Here is a 19,814-nt window from a genome sequence, read left to right as displayed (position 1 = left end):
CGTCAGCACCCCACTTTCGCAGGCGCCGCGACCTCGGCCCCATCAGGATCCACAAGAACCGGCACCGCCTCCCCGATCCGCAGCTGAGTACCCGCCTCCTGCGTCAGAGAAATCTGCCCCGTATCACCCAACGTGCTCTGCCACGTGATGTCCCACTGCGCCCTAGCCCTCACCGGATACTTGCAGTTGGCAAGCTCCCGAGACGTCTTCTTGTACCGATGCCCACAGTCTGGCGAATCCTTGATCCCCATGGCCTTCGTGTACGGCGTACCTGGGCCTTCACACCCGATCGTGTTTCCGTCACCCATCGACCAGATGACAGCCTTGACTCGCGCCGTGACGGTCACGCTCAGGCCGGGCACGCTTGCACTGCGCTCGATAGGTCCCCAGGTGTTCTCTGTCTTCTGCACCCACAGCCACACCGGCATGTTCACAAGCCCGACCTGGCCAACTCCTGGTGCCGTCCTCAGTTGCGGAGGGGCAAGTTGCATCGTGCCGATGGCTCGATAGACCAGCGTCACTGGATCAACCACAACCGTGTCAGGTTCGCTCGGGAGCCAAACCCATTTGGTGACGAGATGCTCGCCCAGGTGATAGCCCTGCTGCCGTACACACGCCCAGATGCTGCCGTCCGTGTGACCTTGCCAGCGTGGGTCGCCCGGCAGCGGCTGAGGTACCTCGCGGCGCATGTAGCACTGCTGGCTGTTGGACCAGTTCCCTAGGACGGGGTCGGTGCAGGCCTGCGCGCCACCTTTGAACTCACACACAGGTTTGACCGTCTTCTTGTGCTGGCTTGGTTTGCCATGTTTTGGGGGAACGCCGGGCAACTCGATAACAGACTTGGGTACCCACCAGCATTTCTTGAGGATCTTGCTGCACTGAGGCTCGTAGTCGTCTCCGGGCTTGGGCGGAAGGTTGGGACCAGTGAGCGTTCCGGCAACGCCGAGCACGGGAACCAGGATCGTCGGCGTCAGGTGGCGCATCAGTCGTCGGGCGATCAGCACTTGTCGCCGCCGCCTTCCTCAACCAGGAACCACGTCTTCTGCCCGGTTGGCCCAGGTGCCAGAACCATCCGCGCCTGTGCCAGGTGGCGCGCGCCATTGTCCGGGCCGACTGGAACGGGCTTCTTAGTCGCTTGATACCGCAGGACGACGGCGGATGTGTCCACGCACGCCGCGAGAGTCACTTCTGGCTGCGCTGTGTCCAGTCGAACCGATTTGACGTTGGGCGGTGACAGCTTGACTGATCCGGCCTGGTACCAGCCGTGCTCTCGGTAGAACGTGATCTCTTCGATGATGTCTGTCAACCACGTGCCGCCGTTTCCTGCACCCTCCAGCCTCGCGCGATTGGCCTTGGCTGGTGCCTGCAACGCCTGCTCCGTTGCCCCTCGGGCTGCGAGGTAGCGGGCTTTTGCGGCGGTTACGGCGGTGGTTTCTTCGGGGGTCCAGGTGGGGGTGGAGTGGGCGGTTGGGGTTGGGGTGGGTGTGGGGGTGGTGTTGGGGCGGCCGGCTTCGGGGGAGCCTTGGCAGGCCGTCAGCGCTAGGAGGGCGCAGAGGGCTGCGGTGGCGCGGCCGAGGGCCGGTCGGCGGGTCATTCGGGGCTCCGATCTGTGTTCGGTTGGTGTAAGGGTGTCATACGGAGGGTGTTCGTCCGGGGGAGTTATCCACAGGTTGCAGGAAGTTGTATCGGGGGTCTGCGCGGGGCTTCGGCGGGGAGTGCGGGAGGATTTAGGTATGTCGCCTATTGGTCGTCGTCGGGGTTGGGGTAGCGCTCGGGTGGGGGAGAAGAAGGCGGTGGTGGCGCCTGAGCCGCATCCGTCGGGGGCGCGGCCGCCGGGGGTGCCGAAGGAGTTGGTGCCTCGGCATGTGGCGATTGTCATGGATGGGAACGGGCGGTGGGCCAAGCAGCGGGGGCTGGCTCGGACCGAGGGGCACAGGGCGGGGGAGGCTTCGCTGCTGGATGTGATCAAGGGTGGGATCGAGATCGGGGTGAAGTACGTCTCGGCGTACGCGTTCTCGACGGAGAACTGGGCGCGGTCGCCGGAAGAGGTGCGGTTCCTGATGGGGTTCAACCGCGAGGTGATCCACCGGCGGCGCGACGAGCTGGACGCGATGGGGGTCCGGGTGGTGTGGTCCGGGCGGCGGCCGCGGCTGTGGAAGACCGTGATCGACGAGCTGGAGTACGCACAGGAGCGGACAAAGGACAACGACACGATCACCCTGCAGTTCTGCGTGAACTACGGCGGTCGCGCGGAGATCGCCGACGCGATGAAGTCGATCGCGCGAGATGTTGCCGCAGGCAAGCTCAAGCCGGACCGGATCACCGAGCAGACCATCGCGCGGCATCTGTACGCGCCGGACATCCCCGAGGTGGACCTGTTCGTCCGGTCGTCGGGTGAGCAGCGGACCAGCAACTTCCTGGTCTGGCAGCTCGCGTACGCCGAGATGGTCTTCCTCGACACACTCTGGCCGGACTTCGACCGCCGCGACCTGTGGCGCGCGATCGAACTCTACGCCCAGCGCGACCGCCGGTACGGCGGCGCTATCCCCAACGAGGTGTCTCAGTGAGCGCGGGGATTCGGGAGTAGGCCCCGCTCCATCGCAACAGTGACGGCTCGGGTGCGGTCGTCCACATCCAGCTTCGTGAACAGCCGCTGGAGATGCGTCTTCACCGTCGCCTCGCCGATGAAGAGCTCCCGGCCGATCTCCGCGTTACTGAGGCCACGAGCCACCGCCGCGAGGACCTCGAGCTCGCGAGGCGACGGCTGGGCCGCGGCGGGCGCGGCCGGCGTACGAAGGCGGTTCATCAGGCGCGCCGCGACCGGCGGCGCGAGGACGGTCTCACCACGGGCCGCGGAGCGAATCCCGTCCAACAACTCAGCGTGTGGCGTGTCCTTCAGCAGATACCCCGCAGCACCAGCCTCGACCGCGTGCAGGATGTCGGTGTCGGTGTCGTACGTCGTCAGCACCAGCACCCGCGTCGACGGGTACCGGGCCACGATCCCGCCAGTAGCCCACACCCCGTCCCGCCCAGGCATCCGCAGATCCATCAGTACGACGTCAGGCCGCGTCGACTCGACCAGCGCGAGAGCCTCCGCGCCGTCACCGGCCTCGCCGACCACCGCGATGTCGTCGGTCACCGCGAGCATGCCGATCAGCCCGGACCGCACCACCGGATGGTCGTCGACCACCAGAACCCGAATCACGCATCCTCCTGCGCCGTAGCCGGTATCAGCACCTGAACGCGAGTACCCCGCCCCGGCGCGCTCTCCACCTGCACCGAACCACCCGACTCCTCGACCCGCCCGCGCATCGCGTTCAGTCCAAAGCCACCGGACACCGCGGCCGGCGTGAACCCGGACCCGTCGTCCCGGATCTCGATCCAGACCCCGCCGTCCGACAGCCCCAGCGTGATCCGCACCTGCGTCGCCCGGGCGTGCTTGCGCACATTCGCCAGCGCCTCCTGGGCGGACCGCAGCAACACCACCTGCTGCGCCTGCGGCAGCGCCGCGACCTCCTCGTCCGGCAGGTCCAGCGACACCTGTACGTCGACGCCCGTCTCGGCCGCGAACCGTTCCGCCTGCCGCCGCAGCACCTCTGACAATGTTGCCCCCGACAACGCAACCGGGGTGAACGCGGCGACCAGCGCGCGGGCCTCGGCCAGGTTCTCCCGGGCGGTGTCCTCGATCGCCGCCAGCCGGGCCGCGGCGCCGTCGGTCCCGCCGCGCTGCAGTTCGACCGCGGCGGTCTGGGCCAGCATCACGATGCTCGTCATTCCCTGCGCGAGCGTGTCGTGGATCTCCCGCGCCATCCGCTCCCGCTCGGCCATCACACCGGCGCTGTGATGCGCTTCGTTGAGCTCGTCCCGGGCCGACTCGAGTTGCTCGATCAGCTCGGCCCGTTGCTGGCTCTGCGTGATCACCTTCTCGATCCAGATCCCGAACAGCAGGCTCACGACCAGGCTGACCAGCATCCACGGCAGGATGTCCCAGAACGCGCCCCAGCCCCATCCGACGTTCCACAGCTGCCCCGCGCCGACGCCGACCACCAGCAGCAGGCTGAGCACCGCGCCCTCGCGCACGTCCTCGCACAGCAGCCAGATCTGCGCCGACGCGATGAACATCAGGAACACCGACTGCGGATGCAGCGCGACCAGCACCACCAGGCAGGCGATCAGCACGAGCCGATAGGCGTACGACGGAAGCGCCCGGCGGGACCGGATTGCGGGCATCCCGATGAACTGGTACGCCGCCCCGAGCACCACGACCGCCCCGACGAACACCGCCTGCCGCGTCGGGTTCAGGTCCCCGGTGAAGGACAGCGCCAGCGTCATCGCCAGCAGCACCCAGAACACGATGTGCCAGCCGACCAGCGTCCGCGTCCACACGGGCTGGTCGACCCCACTGCCAGAGCTCTCCACGGCCACCATCTTCCTCCACACCACGACCCACGCTCGCGGCGCGTTCCAGGCGGACGGCACGGTACGACGCCGGGCCGGTGCGGCCGGCGTCGTACCGGAGAGCCCGTTCATCAACCCGCGTCCCGCCGGGTCCAGCGGAAGACGCGCTGGGCGACGAACAGGCCCACGATCAGCCAGACCGTGAGCACGATCGCGCAGGTGCCCAGCTGCCACGAGCCACCCGGTTCGTTCACCTCGAACCCGTCCGGCAGGAACACCGACCGCATGCCCTGGGCCAGCCACTTCAGCGGGAAGACCGAGGCGACGCCGCGCATCCAGGGCGGCAGGCTGCTGTAGACGAAGTACACGCCGGACATGAACTGCAGCAGCAGGACCACCGGAGCGACGACCGCGGACGCCGCCTTGCCGGACCTCGGTACGACGCTGAACCCGATCCCCAGCGCCGACCCCGACGCGGTACCGAGAACGAAGATCCACACGAAGTTCGCCCACTTGGCCGGGTCGGTCGGCAGGTCGACGCCGAGCAGCACCCCGGAGATCGTCAGCAGCAACGCGATCTGCGCGATCGAGGTGATCAGGACCAGCCCGATCTTGCCGACGAAGTAGGACTGTGGGGGCATCGGCATACCGCGCAGCCGCTTCAGCAGGCCGTCGTCGCGCTCCAGCGCGATGCTGACCGCGAGCGACTGGAAGCTGCTCAGGAAGATGCCGGAGGCGATCATCCCGGGGGTGAAGTAGGTCGCGGCGTTGACGCCGTTGAAGTCGGTGCTGCCGAAGACGGCGGAGAAGATGGCGAGGAAGATGATCGGGAAGAAGAAGGTGAAGATCAGCGCCTCCCGCTCCCGGAAGAACTCGCGGACCTCGAGCTTGGTGCGGGCCAGGCCGATCGACAGCGTCGACGGCAGCGGCTTGGTGGTGGTGTCGGCCATCAGTGTGCTCCAGCTTCGATCGCAACAGCGGCCCGGTCGGCGGCGGTGACCTTGCCGATCAGGTCCAGGTAGATGTCTTCCAGGCTCGGGCGCCGTACTTCGAGTTCGGGTACTTCGCCGCCGAAGCGCTGCATCAGCGCGGCGACCTCGGCCGTCGGCTGGTCGGTGCGCAGCTCGTGCGGGCCGTCGGCGTCGCTCCAGGAGACCCGCGCGGTCCGGGCTCCGCGCCCGCCGAGCGTCTCCGGCGTTGCGACCTCGAGCATCCGGCCGTCGGCGATCACCCCGACCCGGTCGGCCAGGTGTTCGGCCTCGTCCAGGTAGTGGGTGGTCAGCAGGATCGTCGTACCGCTCGTCCGCAGGCCCTCGATCAGCGTCCAGAACTGCCGCCGCGCCTCGGGGTCGAACCCGGTCGTCGGCTCGTCCAGGAACAGCAGCTCCGGGTTGCCGATCACACCGAGCGCTACATCGAGCCGCCGGCGTTGTCCGCCGGACAGCTTGCGCGGCCGGGTCTTGCGCTTCTCCTCCAGCCCGACCGAGGCGATCACCTCGTCCGGGTCGCGCGGGTTGGGGTAGTAGCCGGCGTAGTGGTTGACCAGCTCGGCCACAGTGGACTCGGCCTCGTCGCGTGACGTCTGCAGCACAATCCCGAGCCGGCTGCGCCACTGCCGGTCGCCGTGCCCCGGGTCGGTGCCGAGCACGCTGATCTCACCCTCGTCGGCCCGGCGATACCCCTCCAGGATCTCCGTGGCCGTCGTCTTGCCGGCCCCGTTCGGCCCGAGCAGGGCGAACACCTCACCCCGATGGATGTCCAGATCGACCCCGTCGACCGCGACCTTGTCGGGGTATCGCTTCACCAGGCCCCGCACCCGCACTGCGTCGTCTGTCTGCATGCCTCAACCTTCCCGTTCCGGCACCGTCCCCCGGGAGCACCGCCCGATGGACTCGGTGTCCCCCGACCGGTGGACAGAGGTGTACATAAGGACAGGAGGTAGTCGGCTCGGCGAGGGGTCGCCGGTGGTTGCTCAGGCGGGCGCGGGCATGTACGCACACGACTACGTCCTGTCGTTGCGCACGCCGCCACGCCCGCGAAGGATGACGGGATCGCCAGGAGCCGGATAGCGTCGGGGAATGGTTCAGACGGTGCGTGGTGTGGTGGCGAAGGGCAAAGGCCAACCGGTGTCGATCGAGGAGATCACGATCCCGGATCCCGGACCGGGGGAGGCGGTGGTGAAGGTCCAGGCGTGCGGCGTCTGCCACACGGACCTGCACTATCGCGAGGGCGGCATCAACGACGATTTCCCCTTCCTGTTGGGTCACGAGGCGGCCGGCATCGTGGAGTCGGTCGGCGACGGCGTCACCGACGTTCAGCCGGGTGACTTCGTCGTCCTGAACTGGCGGGCCGTCTGCGGCAACTGCCGGGCCTGCCTGCGCGGCCGTCCCTGGTACTGCTTCAACACCCACAACGCCAAGCAGAAAATGACGCTGGCTGACGGCACCGAGCTGAGCCCAGCCCTCGGCATCGGCGCCTTCGCCGACAAGACCCTGGTCGCGGCCGGCCAGTGCACCAAGGTCGACCCGGCCGCCAAGCCGGAGGTCGCCGGCCTGCTGGGCTGCGGTGTGATGGCCGGGCTCGGCGCCGCGATCAACACCGGCAACGTCGGACGCGGTGACAGCGTCGCCGTGATCGGCTCGGGCGGAGTCGGTACGGCGGCTGTCGTCGGAGCCCGCCTGGCCGGGGCGGCGAAAGTGATTGCCATCGACATCGACGACCGCAAGCTCACCGTGGCCCAGGAGCTCGGCGCCACCCACACGATCAACTCCAAGGGCCTCGACCACGACGGAGTCGTCGCCGCGGTCCAGGAGCTGACCGGTGGGTTCGGTGCGGATGTGGTGATCGACGCGGTCGGCCGACCGGAGACGTGGAAGCAGGCGTTCTACGCCCGTGACCTGGCCGGCACCGTTGTCCTGGTCGGCGTACCGACGCCGGACATGACGCTGGAGATGCCGCTGCTCGACTTCTTCGGCCGCGGCGGTTCGCTGAAGTCGAGCTGGTACGGCGACTGCCTGCCGACCCGGGACTTCCCGCTGCTGATCGACCTGCACCTCCAGGGCCGGCTACCGCTGGACCGCTTCGTCTCCGAGACGATCGCCCTCGACGACGTGGAGGCCGCGTTCACCAAGATGCATCACGGCGACGTGCTGCGCTCGGTCGTCGTGTTCTGAAAGGAGATCCAGACATCGGGTGTCGCGTCGGGCTTCCCGGCGATCGGGCGGCGCTCCGACGTCCACACTTCCCCGGAGACCTCGGTCGCGACCCGGTGCCAGAACCGGACCGCCTTCGGGTTGTTCTCCTGGAATGCGACGTCAACCGGGCCGGGGTGGTGTGCGAGGACCTCGCGCACTGCCCGCAGCCCTAGTCCGTTGCGCCGTACCGGCCGAACCATGAAGAACGCGTTCAGCACCCGCACCGGTTGCGAGAGCGCCCGCATGAAGCAGAAGCCGACCGGACTCTCGCCGCTGTAGAACAGGTACCCGGCCCAGTCCGGGTCCCCGGTGAGCACCTTCTCCAGCCACTCGGTCCGGTAACTCCCGTCCGGCCGCGGCAGTTGGCCCTGGAACTCCGACATGTCGTGCCGGAACATCAGCCACAACCGCTCCAGGACGACACGGTCCTCCGTGTCGGCACGCCGTACGAACATAGATCTCCTCACAAGGGTCTGAGAACGCAGAAAAGCCTCCCGCCGGAAGGAGATCCGGTACGGAAGGCTTACTGCAGTCAGTTTATCAGGCCAGCGCGCCAGTACTCCGGTCGACCCAGGTCATGTCCGGGTAGCGCGGGCCTGCCGGCGTCAGCTTGGCGAGCGCGGCCAGGTCGTCCGCCGACAGTTCCAGCTCCAGCGCCGCGGCGTTCTCCTCGAGGTACTTGCGTCGCTTCGTTCCCGGGATCGGCGCCACGTCGTTGCCCTGAGCAAGCACCCAGGCCAGGGCGACCTGCCCGGGCGTCGCGTCGTACCGGGACGCGACGGCGCGGATCTCGTCGACCAGCGCGAGATTCGCCTCGAGGTTCTCGTCGTTGAAGCGCGGCAGAGTACGCCGGAAGTCGTCGGCGGCGAGGTTCTTCGGCGCCGCGCCGGTCAGCATGCCGCGACCGAGCGAGGAGTACGGCACGATCCCGATGCCGAGCTCACGGCAGGTCGGCAGCACCGACTCCTCGATGCATGGCTCTGCCCGCCGACGGACCGCATGGGGGCCTCGGCTGAGCGATCAATGGATTACGGAGTGGCGTTTCCGCCGTACACGGTGATCTTGTACTCGGTCACCGAGAGCGCCGCCTGCAGATCACGCATCCGGCGCTGGATGCCGGCCCGGTGCTCTTCCATCAGAGTGAGCCGCTGCGGCGCGGTGTGATCGCCCTGCGCGACCAGGTCCAGGTAGTGACTGATCGTGCCGATCGGCATGTCGGACGCGCGCAGCCGGGTGACGAACACGATCCGGGCCATCGCGTGCCGGTCGTAGCTGCGGTAGCCGGCGTCGTCCCGACCGACCTGGACCAGCCCGATCCGTTCGTAGTACCGCAGGGTGTGGGCGGTGAGCCCGGTGATCGCGGCGGCCTCGGCGATCGAGAGGCGCTCGGGGAGGTCGTCGGGGAGCTCGAGCAGCCCCAGCAACTGCCCGTCGACCGACTGGTCGAGCAACTCCGTGGTGTCCATATCGTCAACCGTAGGCCTTCGAGTGCACTCAAAGGCAAAGGTGACCTGCATCACAGAGAACTAGGGCTGCTGGCAGTCCGCGCAGGTCCCGAAGATCTCCAGCGTGTGGCTGACGTCGGCGTACCCGTGCTCGGCCGCGACCTTGTCCGCCCAGCGCTCGACCGCCGGGCCTTCGACCTCGACCGTGCGGCCGCAGTTGCGGCAGACCAGGTGGTGGTGGTGACCCTTCGAGCAGCGCCGGTACGCCGTCTCGCCGTCCGTGGTGCGCAGGACGTCGACCTCGCGCGAGTCCGCGAGCGCCTGCAGGGTCCGGTAGACGGTGGTCAGGCCGACAGCCTCACCCGCGGTCCGGAGCTCCTGGTGGATCTCCTGCGCGGTCCGGAATTCGTCGAGGTTGTCGAGCGCGAGCGCGACCGCCGCGCGCTGACGGGTCGAGCGTGTTCCGATGGCCACCATTCCTCCTGTCCTCAAGTCAGACCCAATTCTCGCAGAAGTCGGCAAGTCAGTGCTCATCCCAGTGATCACCGTGGGCCGCGTGCAGGTGACCGTCGTGGACGTAGTCGAGATGATCGCCGTGCTCGACCTTCTTGTGCCCACAGGCCGGGTTGTGTGCGTGCGGGTGCCCAGAGCTCACCACATGCGGCTCCGGAGCCGGTACGCCGACCTCCGGCTCCTCGTCCGCGAGCGGGCGGGCCCGGCCGGACCGCCGCCGGAGCAGCGTGCCCACCGTCGCCGCGATCACGAAGCAGGCCAGCGCCAGTACGACGATGGTCGCGCCCGGAGCCACGTTCGCGTTGTACGACGTGATGATGCCGGCCAGGCACACCACGACACCGATCCCACATGCGGTCACGAACGTACTGCGGAAGGACCGGGTCAGCTGCTGTGCGGTCGCCACCGGGACCACCATGAGCGCGCTGACCAGCAGCAGGCCCACCGTCCGCATCGCCACGGTCACCGTCACGGCAGCCATGACCGCGATCACCAGGTTGAGCAGTTGGACCCGGAGTCCGGTAGTGCGGGCGAACTCCTCGTCCTGGCACACCGCGAACAACTGCGGTCCCAATCCGATCGCCACCACCAGGACGGTCACGGCCAGCCCGACGACGACGTACAGGTCGCTGGGGGACACAGTGGTCAGTGAACCGAACAGATAGGTGTTCAGAGTGGCGGCGCCTTGACCGGCAAGCCCGATAAGGAGCACACCGCCTGCGATACCGCCGTAGAAGAGCAGTGCGAGCGCCACGTCGCCGCTGGCCTTGCCACGGGCGCGGACCAGCTCGATCGCGGTCGCACCGGCGATCGACACGAGGACCGCGGTGAACACCGGCGCCGTGCCGGTCAGCAGACCGAGGGCGACACCGGTGATCGCGATGTGGCCGATGCCATCACCCATCAACGACAGCCGCCGCTGAACCAGATAGGTGCCGATGGCAGGCGCGGACAGACCGGTCAGCAGCCCGGCGACCAGCGCCCGCTGCATGAACTCCAACTGGAACAGGGTCATGGGGCCTCCCGGCCTGGACTGAGGAGCGCAGGGAGCGAAGCGACTGGAGCGACGAGGGAAGGCCGGGAGCCAAGGCCCCATGACCACGCCGGCGCCGAAGGCCCGGCCAAAAGCACAGTCATGACGTTAGCCATCCGGAGTCGTCATCGCTGTGGGAGTGGTGGACATGGGCGTGGGTCTGGGAGGCGTGTGGCGGGCCGTCGTACACGATCCGGCCGCGGCGCAGGACGACCGAGCGGTCGATCAGCGCGTCCATCGGACCGAGGTCGTGGCTGACCATCACCACGGTGGTGCCGCGGGTGACCCGCTCCCGGATCGCGTCGGCGAAGATCTGCTGGCTCGCCAAGTCGACCCCTGCGGTCGGTTCGTCGAGGATCAGCAGCTCCGGGTCGGACACCAGCGCCCGCGCGATCAGGACCCGCTGCTGCTGCCCGCCGGACAGCTCGGCCACCGCATCCTTGCGCCGGTCGGCCATGTCGACGATCTCCAGCGCCGCGTCGATCGCCTCCTTGCCGACAGAGCCGAGTGGGGTGAACATCCGCCGCTTCGACAGCAGTCCAGACGACACCACCTCGTAGACGGTCGCCGGTACCCCGCCGGCCGCGGTGATCCGCTGCGGGACGTACCCGACCCGACGCCACTGCCGGAAGCGGGGGACCGGCGTACCGAACAGCCGGACCTCTCCGCGAGCAGCCGGGAGCAGACCGACGATGGTCCGGATCAGCGTGGACTTGCCGGAGCCGTTGGTGCCGAGGACCGCGACCACCTCGCCCTGGCGGATCTGCAGGTCGACGCCCCGGAGCACGAGACGACCGCCCAGGTCGACCGAGAGATCGGCGACCTGAACGGCCTTCGCGGAGGTTTCTGGAGGTGTCACGCGCAGCTGTTCGCCTTCTCGAGTTCCTGGAGATTCTGCCGCATCAGCGTCAGGTAGGTTTCCTGCGAATGCGCGTCCGTCAGGCCCTCGATCGGACTCAGTACGGCGGTCTGCACGCCGACGTCCCGGGCGATCGTCTCGGCCACCTTCGGGCTGACCAGCTCCTCGTAGAAGATCGTGGTCACATGCTGTGCCTTCACGATGTCCTGGACCTCCTTGATCCGGGCCGGGGTCGGCTCCGCGTCCGGGGTGAACCCGGCGATGCCGACCATCGTCAGACCGTATCGCTTGGCGAGGTAGGCGAAGGCCTGATGACTCGTCACGAAGGTCTTGAGCCGGCAGTCGGCCAGACCGGTCTTGAAGTCGGCGTCGAGCTTGCCGACCTCGGCCAGCAGGGTCTTGGCCCGGGCGTGGTAGCCCGCGGCGTTCGCGCTGTCGGTGGCAACCAGTTTCTCGGTGACCGCGTTGACGACATCGGCGTACCGGACCGGGTCGAGCCAGAAGTGCGGGTCGAGCGCGTCCTCGGTGTGCGCGGCCGGTGCCGCGCCGCCAGGCTCCTGATGCTCCTCGAAGTCGGCGCCCGTCGCCTCCAGTTGGGCGGCCGGTGCGACGTCGAAGCCGGCGTCCTTGGCGTTCTGGTCAATCGCCTCGTCGACGGCCGGTTGCAGGCCCTTCTCGTAGATGACCAGGTTCGCAGTGGCGACGTGGCCGACCTGCTTGGGAGTGAGTTCCAGGTCGTGCGGCTCGACACCCGGCGCGGTCAGCGTCGTGACGTGCACCGCGTCGCCCCCCACTGAGCGAGCGATGAACTCGAGCGGGTAGAACGAAGTCACGACGTCGAGCTTGCCGTCGCCGGAGCCACTGGCGGTCGAGCCACCACACCCCACCAGGGTGAGGGCCGCCAGGGCGGTGGCGCCGGCGACGACTGCACGAGTACTAGATCTCATGACAATCATTTTCATTTAAGTGGAAGTCATTGTCAAAACAGGGAGTTGACCGATGGCCAGCCGTACTGTCGGGCGCCGGCGCGCCGACCACCGGAGCAACCGCCGCCGCAAGCTCGACATTCCCGCCGGCCACGGGCACGGGCATGGTCACGGGCACGGCGACCACGTGCTCGACACCTCGGTGGTGGACTCGGACGCGATCGTCGCCCGGCGGGTCCGGATCGTGGTCGCCGCCGTACTGATCCCGCTGCTCACGGCCGCCGTGGTCGCGATGATCGTGCTGTGGCCGGGTGGCGGCGTGAAGGTTACGTCGTACCAGACCGACACCGCCCGCGGCGCGGTCACCGCGCTCAAGGCGTGCCCGAGCTCGAAGGATCAGTGCGATCAGGCGACGGTCAAGCTGAGCAGCGGCCCGGACAAGGGCAAGCTCGTGCCGGTCCAGGTCCCGAAGGCCGGCCAGGCCCCGATTCCGATCAAGGTGGGGCAGCCGCTGATGCTCGCGGTGAACACCGACGCGACGACGATCAACGACCGGTACAGCTACGTCGACCACGACCGGACCAAGCCGTTGCTGCTGCTGGCCGTGATCTTCGCGATCGCGGTCGTGGCGCTGTCGCGCTGGCGTGGTTTCGCGGCGCTGATCGCGCTGGCGGTGACCGCGGTGATGCTGACGCAGTTCATCCTGCCGGCGATCCTCAAGGGCTCGAACGCGCTGGTGGTCGCGGTCGTCGGTGGCACGGTGATCATGGCGATAGCGCTGTTCCTTACGCACGGGATCAATGCGGAGAGTTCGATCGCGCTGTCCGGAACGATCGCGGCGCTGGGGCTGACCGTGGTCCTCGGCTGGTTCTTCACCAGGCTTTGCCAGTTGAGCGGGCTCGCGTCCGAGGGCGCGACGGGGGCCAAACAGTTCGCGCCCGACCTCGACCTGACCGGTCTGCTCGTGGCCGGCATGGTGATCGGCGCGCTGGGTGTGCTCGACGACGTCACCGTCACCCAGGCGGCGGCGGTCTGGGAGTTGTCCGCCGCGAACCCGGCGGCGAGCCGGCGTGAGCTGGTTGGCGCAGGCCTGCGCATCGGCCGCACCCACGTCGCGTCGGTGGTCAACACGCTCGTCCTCGCGTACGCCGGCGCCGCGATGCCGATCCTGCTCATCTTCGCCATCCAGGGCTTGCCCGGCCGGTACGTCGTCTCGACCGAACTGGTCGCGATGGAAGTGGTGCGCGGCCTCGTCGGCAGCCTCGGCATCATCATGGCCGTCCCGCTCACCACCGCCCTCGCCGCGATGGCCGTCGCGGACCGCTCCCGGGAGCTGGTCAACACGGAGCCGGAACACATTCACGCGGGCTAACTGAAAATCACCCCTTCCACACGGCGCGCCAGGCTCCTACAGTGCTGGCAGGTCACGGAGAGTCCGCCAACGACTACCTTCGGTGGCTTTACGGGGTGAGGAGTGCTGATGAGGTTCCGTCATCGGGACGGGTCGACCGTCCATGTGGGGTACTGCGCGACCGTCCATCCGGCCGACGACCTCGACGGGGTGATCGCCGATCTCGACGGCTGCGCGCGGCGGGTCCGCGCGGAGCTGGACGTGGCGGTGCTCGGGATCGGCCTGTGGCTCGCGAGTCCACTGGCCGATCGGCTGGCGAACTCGCCGTCCTCGCTGAACAAGCTCCGTCGATCGCTCACTCGGAATCAGTTGGAAGTCGTCACGCTGAACGGCATCCCGCACTCCCACTTCACCGACCAAGTTGTCGGCACCAAGGTGTTCTGCCCGGACTGGACCGAGCCCGAGCGACTCCGGTACACCCTCGATCTGGTCGACGTCCTGGCCGAGTTGCTCCCGGCGGACGCGTCGTACGGATCGATTTCGACGCTGCCGCTCGCCTGGCGCGTGCCGTGGTCGAAGGCGCGCAACGCCGCGGCCCGGAAGGCGCTCGACGGTGTCGAGCAGCACCTCGCCCGGACCGAGACGCGGACCGGTCGGAGGATCCGGATCGCGCTCGAACCCGAACCCGGCTGCGTCCTCGAGATGATCGGCCAGGCCGCCGCCTGGCTGAGCCGCTATTCCAGTCCGTACGGCGGTACGTCGCGGATCGGACTGGGATTGGACACGTGTCATCTGGCGGTGCAGTTCGAGGAGCCCGCGGACGCCTTCGAGACACTGTGGCGGGCCGGCGTTGATGTGGTGAAGGGACAATTGGCGGTGGCGCCGACGTTGGTGGACCCGTCCGACGCGGCCGGTCGCTATGCGCTCGGTCAGCTCGGAACTCCGAAGTACCTGCGGCAGGTCCGTGAGTGGGGTGGGCCTGGGGTGGACGATGTCGCGCAGGCGTACGAGCTGTCTGGGCACTCGGCCTGGCGCATGCATGCCCACGTCCCCGCCCACACCGCGCCGCCACCTCCGCTCTCGGCGACAACTCTTGCCTTGGAGGACTGTCTGACCAGACTGGTCGGCGGTGGCCATCCGCTCACGCATCACTTGGAGTCCGAGGTCTACGCGTGGCCGCGCCCTCCCAAGACAAAGCAGCAGCTGGCCAAGCGGATCGCCAAGGAACTGCGGTGGCTTCGCGATCGCCTGACAGGGCTGGGATTGCAGGCGATCGACTAGGCCGCGCGCGGCACTCTGGTCAGGTCGGAGTAGTCGGGGAGCGGCACCGAGCTGAGTGCCTTGCCCACCGCGTTCTGCGACCAGATGAACCGTTGCACCGGGGTCGGCAGCTTCGGTACGGCGGCCGCCGCGAACGGCATCAGCTTGAGCGCGGTCGGGCTGCCAGGAATCAGTGTGCGCATTACCTTCGGCCCGATCGCCCGGCTCAGGTCGACCATCCGCCGGACCGTCCTCTCATAGTTCCGCAGTCCGGAGGGGAGATCGCTGCGCGCCGCGGCGAGCTCGCCGGCCAGGATGTACGCCGTGACGACCGCCAGGCTGGTGCCGCCACCAACAGCCGGTGCCGGGCAGAAGCCGGCGTCGCCGACCAGGCCGATCCGGCCGCGCTGCCAGGTGTCGAGCGTGATCTGCGAGATGGAGTCGAAATAGAAGTCCTCGGCCGCCGGTAGGTGCTCGAGGAGCAGTGGCGCCTTCCAGCCGTAGTCGCGGAACTCCTTGGCCAGCAGGGCTTTCTGCTCGTCCTTGTCGCGGTAGTCGTAGTGCAATTCGTGCGGAGTCCGGAACAGGAAGCCCGCGCGGGTCTGGCCGGTCTGGTGCACGCCGTACCCCGCGACGATCCGGTCGACGGAGAAGTGCGCGACCATCCCGTTGCCGAGGTCGAGGACGTCGGGCATCGAGAACACCGCGAGGTAGCCGCCGAGTGGCCGGCGCATCGACTCCTCCGGGCCGAACGCGAGCCGGCGGACGGTCGAATGCATGCCGTCGGCACCGATCACCAGGTCGAAGCGGCGCTCGTCGCCGGACTCGAAGGTGACGTCGACGCCGGCGCCGTCGTCATCCAGGGTCGCGATCGAGTCGCCGAAGACGTAGTCGGTGCCGGCGCGGGTGGCGTCGTACAGGATCTTGGTGAGCTCGCCGCGGAGGATCTCCACGTGACTTCCGGAGATGCCGGCGTACAGGCGGCTGAGGTCGACATGGACCGGGCGCTTGCCGAAGCGCTCGATCGTCATCGAGTCGATCCGGGTCCGGGCGGCCTCGATCGCATCCCAGCGGCCCATCCGGCGGGCCACCTCGGCGCCCGGGCCGAACAGATCGACGGCGTGACCGCCGAGCCCGTGCCGCAGCTGCGGGGTGCGCTCGACGACGGTCGGCTCGAAACCGTAGCGGTGCAACCAGTAGGCGAGCACCGGACCGGCCACGCTCGCACCCGAGATCAGGATCTTCACGGCAACCCCCTTTTGATTCGTTTACTGAACGGAAAGTAAGTGATCGGCTGTGGCCATGTCAATGGCTTACTTACCGGAAAGTCAGTTAGCCTTTGTGGCATGCCGAGACAACGGACCGGGGACACCCGGGCGCGGATCCAGCGGGTCGCGATCGAGCTGTTCTCCGAGCAGGGGGTCCAGCAGACGAGCCTGCGCGACATCGCCGACCGCCTCGGTGTCACCAAGCCGGCGCTCTACTACCACTTCGCCTCGCGGGAGGACCTGCTGAACAGCCTGGTCCAGCCGCTGGTCGAGGATTTCGAGGCGTACGCCGCCGAGCAGCAGGCGGCCGCCCCTGTCGAGGCACGGGAGCTACTGGGCTCGTACTTCGACCTCGCGTACCGTCATCGCACGCTGATCCAGTTGGCGATCCGCGACCTGGCGGTCCTGCACGAGCTGAAACTCGCCGACCGTTTCATCCAATGGCGCGGGCAGCTCGCCGACCTCCTGATCGGCCCGGCCGCGGCCTTCGCCGACCAGGTCCGCTGCATGGTCGCGATCGGCGGGCTCTCCGACTGCGCGGTGATGATCGACCACGTCCCGGTCGACGAACTGCGATCCGCTGCCGTCGACGCGGCGTACGACAGCCTGGGCCGCCCGTAGCGTCAGCCGTTGGCGATGCGGGAAACGGCGAAGAGCAGGATCACCAGGATCGAGAAGATCCGGAGCAGGCGCGCTCCGGTGGTGACGACCGGCCACGACAGGAATCCGAGCCAGGACAGCAACAGCGCGAGCAGAATCAGCGCCGGGACGGCAACGGCGACCGGGCCGAAGACACCGGCCAGCGCGAGGACCAGGGTGATGCCGGGCAGGGTGAGCTTCGGCATGCCGTGCAGCCGGGCGATATAGGGATAGCTGAACTTGGTGATCCGCTGCCGCAGCGGACTCACCGGCTGACTGCCCTGGGAACTCATTGCTCTATTGTTCCAGGCCGCCGAAGCTGTGGATAACTCCGGACGCTCCGCAGCGCGAACCAATACATTCAAGGGCATGACCGATCTGCCTTCCGGTGCCGACGTCCGTGCCGACCTCCCCGCGATCCTGACCCGCTTCCGTGCCGGCCGGACCCGCGCCTTCAGCTTCGGCGCGGGCCTGCCGGAGGCCGTCGTCCTCACGTACGACGAATTCGAGGACCTCGGCGGTGAGTCGAAGTTCGTCGTGGGTGCGGAGGTGGTGGAGCCGGGCCGGCTGGCGGGGGAGTTGGCGGCGGTGGTGGCCGCGGCGCGCACCGGCGACGGCGCGCCGGTGGTGTGGGGCGAGTTGGGCGTGCCCGAGGCGGTCGTACTGTCCGTCGCCCAGTACCGCCACCTCCGAGGCGACGACGAGCCGCCCGCGGGCGTAGTCGACGACCCAACAGTCCGCACCTACGCCACCCAACCCCTCCCAGACAGCCGCCCGTTCACCGTGGACGAGTGGGCAGCTCGCATGGGTCCTGACACGCAGCAGATCTTGGAGGAGATCCGCCGCGAAGATGGCACGAACCCATGAGCCCGCCCAGTGGCTACCTGCTGCTGGGCAATCGCGATTTCGACCTGGACTACCGCCGGATCGATGCCGCCGCGAGCCGCAACCCTGACGGCCCCGAAGCCATCCTGCGACAGCGCATCGTGCGCGAGATGGTCGACCTCGCGAGCGGCAATTCCAACGGCCACCACCCTCTCGGGTTCGAGCCCGTTGGGGGTGGCGCGGCCGCCGAGTCTTTCGCAGGCGAGTGGGGCGCGGCGGCCTGGGCGGGTGGTGGGGACCGGGTGGCCGGAGCGGGTGAACTAGGGTGGCGGGCGTGTTCGTGGTGATCAGGTTCCGGGTGGGGGAGGACGCGCAGGCCGAGTTCGCCGTCCGGGTGCGGGCTGCCATCGACGTGCTGGCCAAGCAGAAGGGGTTCGTCGCGGCCCAGGTCGGGCGGAATGTCGACGACCCGGAGTTGCTCGCCTTGAACATGGAGTGGGAGAACGTCGGCAGCTATCGCCGGGCGTTGTCGCCGTACGAGGTGAAGCTGACCGCCGTACCGCTCCTTTCCCAGGCTGTCGACGAGCCGACCGCGTATGAGGACCTCGCCGAGTTGCTTCCGTAGCACTGATGCGACGACGGCCGCCTCGGACCGATAGCCTGGACCCTTCCGAAGTGCAAGTGTGTTCATTACTGGCCTGTTCTGGAGTCTCAAAGTGCCCGTGGAAACCGTCGATGCCGTCGTCAGCCTCAGTAAGCGGAGAGGCTTTGTGTACCCGTGCGGCGAGATCTACGGCGGAACCAAGTCGGCCTGGGACTACGGGCCGCTCGGCGTCGAGCTGAAGAACAACATCCGGACCCAGTGGTGGCGGGCGATGGTGACCAGCCGTGACGACATCGTCGGCCTGGACTCGTCGGTGATCCTGCCGACCAAGGTCTGGGAGGCGTCCGGGCACCTGTCCGAGTTCGTCGACCCGCTGACCGAGTGCCAGTCGTGCCACAAGCGGTTCCGCGACGACCACCTGCGCGAGGACTACGCCCGGCGGAAGAACAAGGACGTCGACGACGTAAAGCTGGCCGAGATCGCCTGCCCGAACTGCGGCAACAAGGGCACGTTCACCGAGCCGCGGATGTTCAACGGCCTGCTCAAGACCTACCTCGGCCCGGTCGAGTCCGAGGAGGGCCTGCACTACCTTCGCCCGGAGACCGCGCAGGGCATCTTCATCAACTTCGCGAACGTGATGGGCACCGCCCGGAAGAAGCCGCCGTTCGGCATCGCCCAGATCGGCAAGAGCTTCCGCAACGAGATCACCCCGGGCAACTTCATCTTCCGCACCCGCGAGTTCGAGCAGATGGAGATGGAGTTCTTCGTCGCGCCGGGCTCGGACGAGGAGTGGCACGAGTACTGGCTGAAGACCCGCTGGGACTGGTACACCGGCCTCGGTCTCAACCCGGACAACATGCGGTTCTACGAGCACCCGAAGGAGAAGCTGAGCCACTACTCGAAGCGCACCGTCGACATCGAGTACAAGTTCCACTTCGGCGGCAAGGAGTTCGACGAGCTCGAGGGCATCGCGAACCGGACCGACTTCGACCTGTCCACCCACTCCAAGCACTCCGGGGTCGACCTGTCGTATTTCGACCAGGAGAAGGGCGAGCGCTGGACGCCGTACGTGATCGAGCCCGCGGCCGGCCTGACCCGCAACGTGCTCGCGTTCCTGCTCGACGCCTACACCGAGGACGAGGCGCCGAACGCCAAGGGCGGCGTGGACAAGCGGACGGTGCTGCGGTTCGACCCACGGCTCGCGCCGGTCAAGGCCGCCGTACTGCCGTTGTCGCGCAACGCGGACCTGTCGCCGAAGGCGCGTGATCTGGCCACCGAGTTGCGGAAGAACTGGAACGTGGACTTCGACGACGCGGGCGCGATCGGCCGCCGGTACCGCCGGCAGGACGAGATCGGTACGCCGTACTGCATCACCGTCGACTTCGACACGCTCGAGGACCAGGCGGTGACGATTCGGGAGCGCGACTCGATGAAGCAGGAGCGTGTCGCCCTGACCGAGGTCACCGGCTACCTCGCCCAGCACCTGGTGGGTTGCTGAC

The 19,814-nt window shown here is 68.0% G+C and carries 23 protein-coding genes and 1 pseudogene; 9 read left to right on the top strand and 15 right to left on the bottom strand.

Going from position 1 to position 19,814, the window contains the following annotated elements; all coding sequences use genetic code 11:
• Window positions 1-2 precede the first annotated feature (2 nt).
• Together ACXC9Q_RS26280 and ACXC9Q_RS26275 are read right to left on the bottom strand one after the other, a co-directional pair.
• The gene (locus ACXC9Q_RS26280) at window positions 3-1,004 is read right to left on the bottom strand and encodes a hypothetical protein (RefSeq protein WP_457059315.1); all 1,002 of its coding nucleotides are present in this window, start codon (window positions 1,002-1,004) and stop codon (window positions 3-5) included.
• Window positions 998-1,369, bottom strand: coding sequence for a hypothetical protein (locus ACXC9Q_RS26275; protein WP_457059314.1), 372 nt, complete (start codon window positions 1,367-1,369; stop codon window positions 998-1,000). Before ACXC9Q_RS26275 ends, ACXC9Q_RS26280 begins: the two co-directional genes overlap by 7 nt.
• 364 nt (window positions 1,370-1,733) lie before the next feature.
• On the opposite strand from ACXC9Q_RS26275, the gene ACXC9Q_RS26270 reads away from it, so the two are divergent.
• Window positions 1,734-2,567 (top strand): isoprenyl transferase, encoded by an 834-nt coding sequence (locus ACXC9Q_RS26270; protein WP_457059313.1) that lies wholly within the window; start codon window positions 1,734-1,736, stop codon window positions 2,565-2,567.
• On the opposite strand, the gene ACXC9Q_RS26265 is transcribed toward ACXC9Q_RS26270, so the two are convergent.
• Genes ACXC9Q_RS26265 through ACXC9Q_RS26250 form a run of 4 tightly spaced genes read right to left on the bottom strand, consistent with a single transcriptional unit; the run spans window position 2,561 to window position 6,238 of the window.
• Window positions 2,561-3,205, bottom strand: coding sequence for a response regulator transcription factor (locus tag ACXC9Q_RS26265; RefSeq protein ID WP_328522291.1), 645 nt, complete (start codon window positions 3,203-3,205; stop codon window positions 2,561-2,563). The genes ACXC9Q_RS26270 and ACXC9Q_RS26265 overlap by 7 nt on opposite strands.
• A complete protein-coding gene (locus ACXC9Q_RS26260) occupies window positions 3,202-4,530 on the bottom strand; it encodes a sensor histidine kinase (RefSeq protein ID WP_457059312.1) in 1,329 nt (442 codons plus the stop codon). Before ACXC9Q_RS26260 ends, ACXC9Q_RS26265 begins: the two co-directional genes overlap by 4 nt.
• The gene (locus tag ACXC9Q_RS26255; RefSeq protein WP_457059311.1) at window positions 4,530-5,348 is read right to left on the bottom strand and encodes an ABC transporter permease; all 819 of its coding nucleotides are present in this window, start codon (window positions 5,346-5,348) and stop codon (window positions 4,530-4,532) included. The genes ACXC9Q_RS26260 and ACXC9Q_RS26255 overlap by 1 nt, the downstream gene beginning before the upstream one ends.
• Window positions 5,348-6,238, bottom strand: coding sequence for an ABC transporter ATP-binding protein (locus ACXC9Q_RS26250; RefSeq protein ID WP_457059310.1), 891 nt, complete (start codon window positions 6,236-6,238; stop codon window positions 5,348-5,350). The genes ACXC9Q_RS26255 and ACXC9Q_RS26250 overlap by 1 nt, the downstream gene beginning before the upstream one ends.
• Window positions 6,239-6,476: 238 nt before the next feature.
• On the opposite strand from ACXC9Q_RS26250, the gene ACXC9Q_RS26245 reads away from it, so the two are divergent.
• Window positions 6,477-7,571, top strand: coding sequence for an S-(hydroxymethyl)mycothiol dehydrogenase (locus ACXC9Q_RS26245; RefSeq protein ID WP_457059309.1), 1,095 nt, complete (start codon window positions 6,477-6,479; stop codon window positions 7,569-7,571).
• On the opposite strand, the gene ACXC9Q_RS26240 is transcribed toward ACXC9Q_RS26245, so the two are convergent.
• The 7 genes and pseudogenes from ACXC9Q_RS26240 to ACXC9Q_RS26210 form a co-directional block, all read right to left on the bottom strand.
• Window positions 7,535-8,047 carry a GNAT family N-acetyltransferase gene (locus ACXC9Q_RS26240; RefSeq protein ID WP_457059308.1) on the bottom strand — a complete coding sequence of 171 codons (513 nt, stop codon included), beginning with the start codon at window positions 8,045-8,047 and terminating at the stop codon, window positions 7,535-7,537. The genes ACXC9Q_RS26245 and ACXC9Q_RS26240 overlap by 37 nt on opposite strands.
• 85 nt (window positions 8,048-8,132) lie before the next feature.
• A pseudogene (locus ACXC9Q_RS26235) lies at window positions 8,133-8,564 on the bottom strand (aldo/keto reductase); the annotation flags it as partial.
• Between the two features lie 56 nt (window positions 8,565-8,620).
• Window positions 8,621-9,058 carry a MerR family transcriptional regulator gene (locus tag ACXC9Q_RS26230; protein WP_457059307.1) on the bottom strand — a complete coding sequence of 146 codons (438 nt, stop codon included), beginning with the start codon at window positions 9,056-9,058 and terminating at the stop codon, window positions 8,621-8,623.
• Window positions 9,059-9,118: 60 nt separating this feature from the next.
• The gene (locus ACXC9Q_RS26225; RefSeq protein WP_457059306.1) at window positions 9,119-9,511 is read right to left on the bottom strand and encodes a Fur family transcriptional regulator; all 393 of its coding nucleotides are present in this window, start codon (window positions 9,509-9,511) and stop codon (window positions 9,119-9,121) included.
• A 49-nt stretch (window positions 9,512-9,560) separates the two neighbouring features.
• Window positions 9,561-10,565: a metal ABC transporter permease gene (locus ACXC9Q_RS26220; protein ID WP_328527021.1), complete on the bottom strand. Its 1,005-nt coding sequence runs from the start codon at window positions 10,563-10,565 to the stop codon at window positions 9,561-9,563.
• A gap of 118 nt (window positions 10,566-10,683) precedes the next feature.
• Window positions 10,684-11,442, bottom strand: coding sequence for a metal ABC transporter ATP-binding protein (locus ACXC9Q_RS26215; RefSeq protein ID WP_457059305.1), 759 nt, complete (start codon window positions 11,440-11,442; stop codon window positions 10,684-10,686).
• Window positions 11,439-12,389, bottom strand: coding sequence for a metal ABC transporter substrate-binding protein (locus tag ACXC9Q_RS26210; RefSeq protein WP_457059304.1), 951 nt, complete (start codon window positions 12,387-12,389; stop codon window positions 11,439-11,441). The genes ACXC9Q_RS26215 and ACXC9Q_RS26210 overlap by 4 nt, the downstream gene beginning before the upstream one ends.
• A 52-nt stretch (window positions 12,390-12,441) precedes the next feature.
• Here ACXC9Q_RS26210 and ACXC9Q_RS26205 point away from each other — a divergent pair, with 52 nt between their 5' ends.
• Window positions 12,442-13,740, top strand: coding sequence for a YibE/F family protein (locus tag ACXC9Q_RS26205; protein WP_457059303.1), 1,299 nt, complete (start codon window positions 12,442-12,444; stop codon window positions 13,738-13,740).
• A gap of 108 nt (window positions 13,741-13,848) precedes the next feature.
• Window positions 13,849-15,000 carry a metabolite traffic protein EboE gene (gene eboE, locus ACXC9Q_RS26200; protein WP_457059302.1) on the top strand — a complete coding sequence of 384 codons (1,152 nt, stop codon included), beginning with the start codon at window positions 13,849-13,851 and terminating at the stop codon, window positions 14,998-15,000.
• Here the strand turns inward: eboE and ACXC9Q_RS26195 are convergent.
• On the bottom strand, window positions 14,997-16,226 hold the full coding sequence (locus ACXC9Q_RS26195; protein WP_457059301.1) for an FAD-dependent monooxygenase: 1,230 nt from the start codon (window positions 16,224-16,226) through the stop codon (window positions 14,997-14,999). The genes eboE and ACXC9Q_RS26195 overlap by 4 nt on opposite strands.
• Window positions 16,227-16,325: 99 nt before the next feature.
• On the opposite strand from ACXC9Q_RS26195, the gene ACXC9Q_RS26190 reads away from it, so the two are divergent.
• Window positions 16,326-16,868: a TetR/AcrR family transcriptional regulator gene (locus ACXC9Q_RS26190; protein ID WP_457059300.1), complete on the top strand. Its 543-nt coding sequence runs from the start codon at window positions 16,326-16,328 to the stop codon at window positions 16,866-16,868.
• A 2-nt stretch (window positions 16,869-16,870) separates the two neighbouring features.
• Here ACXC9Q_RS26190 and ACXC9Q_RS26185 read toward each other — a convergent pair whose 3' ends face one another.
• On the bottom strand, window positions 16,871-17,179 hold the full coding sequence (locus ACXC9Q_RS26185) for a DUF6703 family protein (RefSeq protein ID WP_457059299.1): 309 nt from the start codon (window positions 17,177-17,179) through the stop codon (window positions 16,871-16,873).
• Between the two features lie 76 nt (window positions 17,180-17,255).
• On the opposite strand from ACXC9Q_RS26185, the gene ACXC9Q_RS26180 reads away from it, so the two are divergent.
• From ACXC9Q_RS26180 to ACXC9Q_RS26165, 4 genes are all read left to right on the top strand, one after another.
• On the top strand, window positions 17,256-17,753 hold the full coding sequence (locus tag ACXC9Q_RS26180) for a hypothetical protein (RefSeq protein WP_457059298.1): 498 nt from the start codon (window positions 17,256-17,258) through the stop codon (window positions 17,751-17,753).
• Window positions 17,750-18,058 (top strand): hypothetical protein, encoded by a 309-nt coding sequence (locus tag ACXC9Q_RS26175; protein ID WP_457059297.1) that lies wholly within the window; start codon window positions 17,750-17,752, stop codon window positions 18,056-18,058. The genes ACXC9Q_RS26180 and ACXC9Q_RS26175 overlap by 4 nt, the downstream gene beginning before the upstream one ends.
• Window positions 18,046-18,336, top strand: a complete 291-nt coding sequence (locus ACXC9Q_RS26170) for an antibiotic biosynthesis monooxygenase family protein (protein ID WP_457059296.1) — start codon at window positions 18,046-18,048, stop codon at window positions 18,334-18,336. Before ACXC9Q_RS26175 ends, ACXC9Q_RS26170 begins: the two co-directional genes overlap by 13 nt.
• Window positions 18,337-18,427: 91 nt before the next feature.
• On the top strand, window positions 18,428-19,813 hold the full coding sequence (locus tag ACXC9Q_RS26165; RefSeq protein ID WP_457059295.1) for a glycine--tRNA ligase: 1,386 nt from the start codon (window positions 18,428-18,430) through the stop codon (window positions 19,811-19,813).
• Window position 19,814 lies beyond the last annotated feature (1 nt).

Source organism: Kribbella sp. CWNU-51 (genome assembly GCF_054073265.1).
This window is presented reverse-complemented; position numbering and strand designations above follow the sequence as displayed.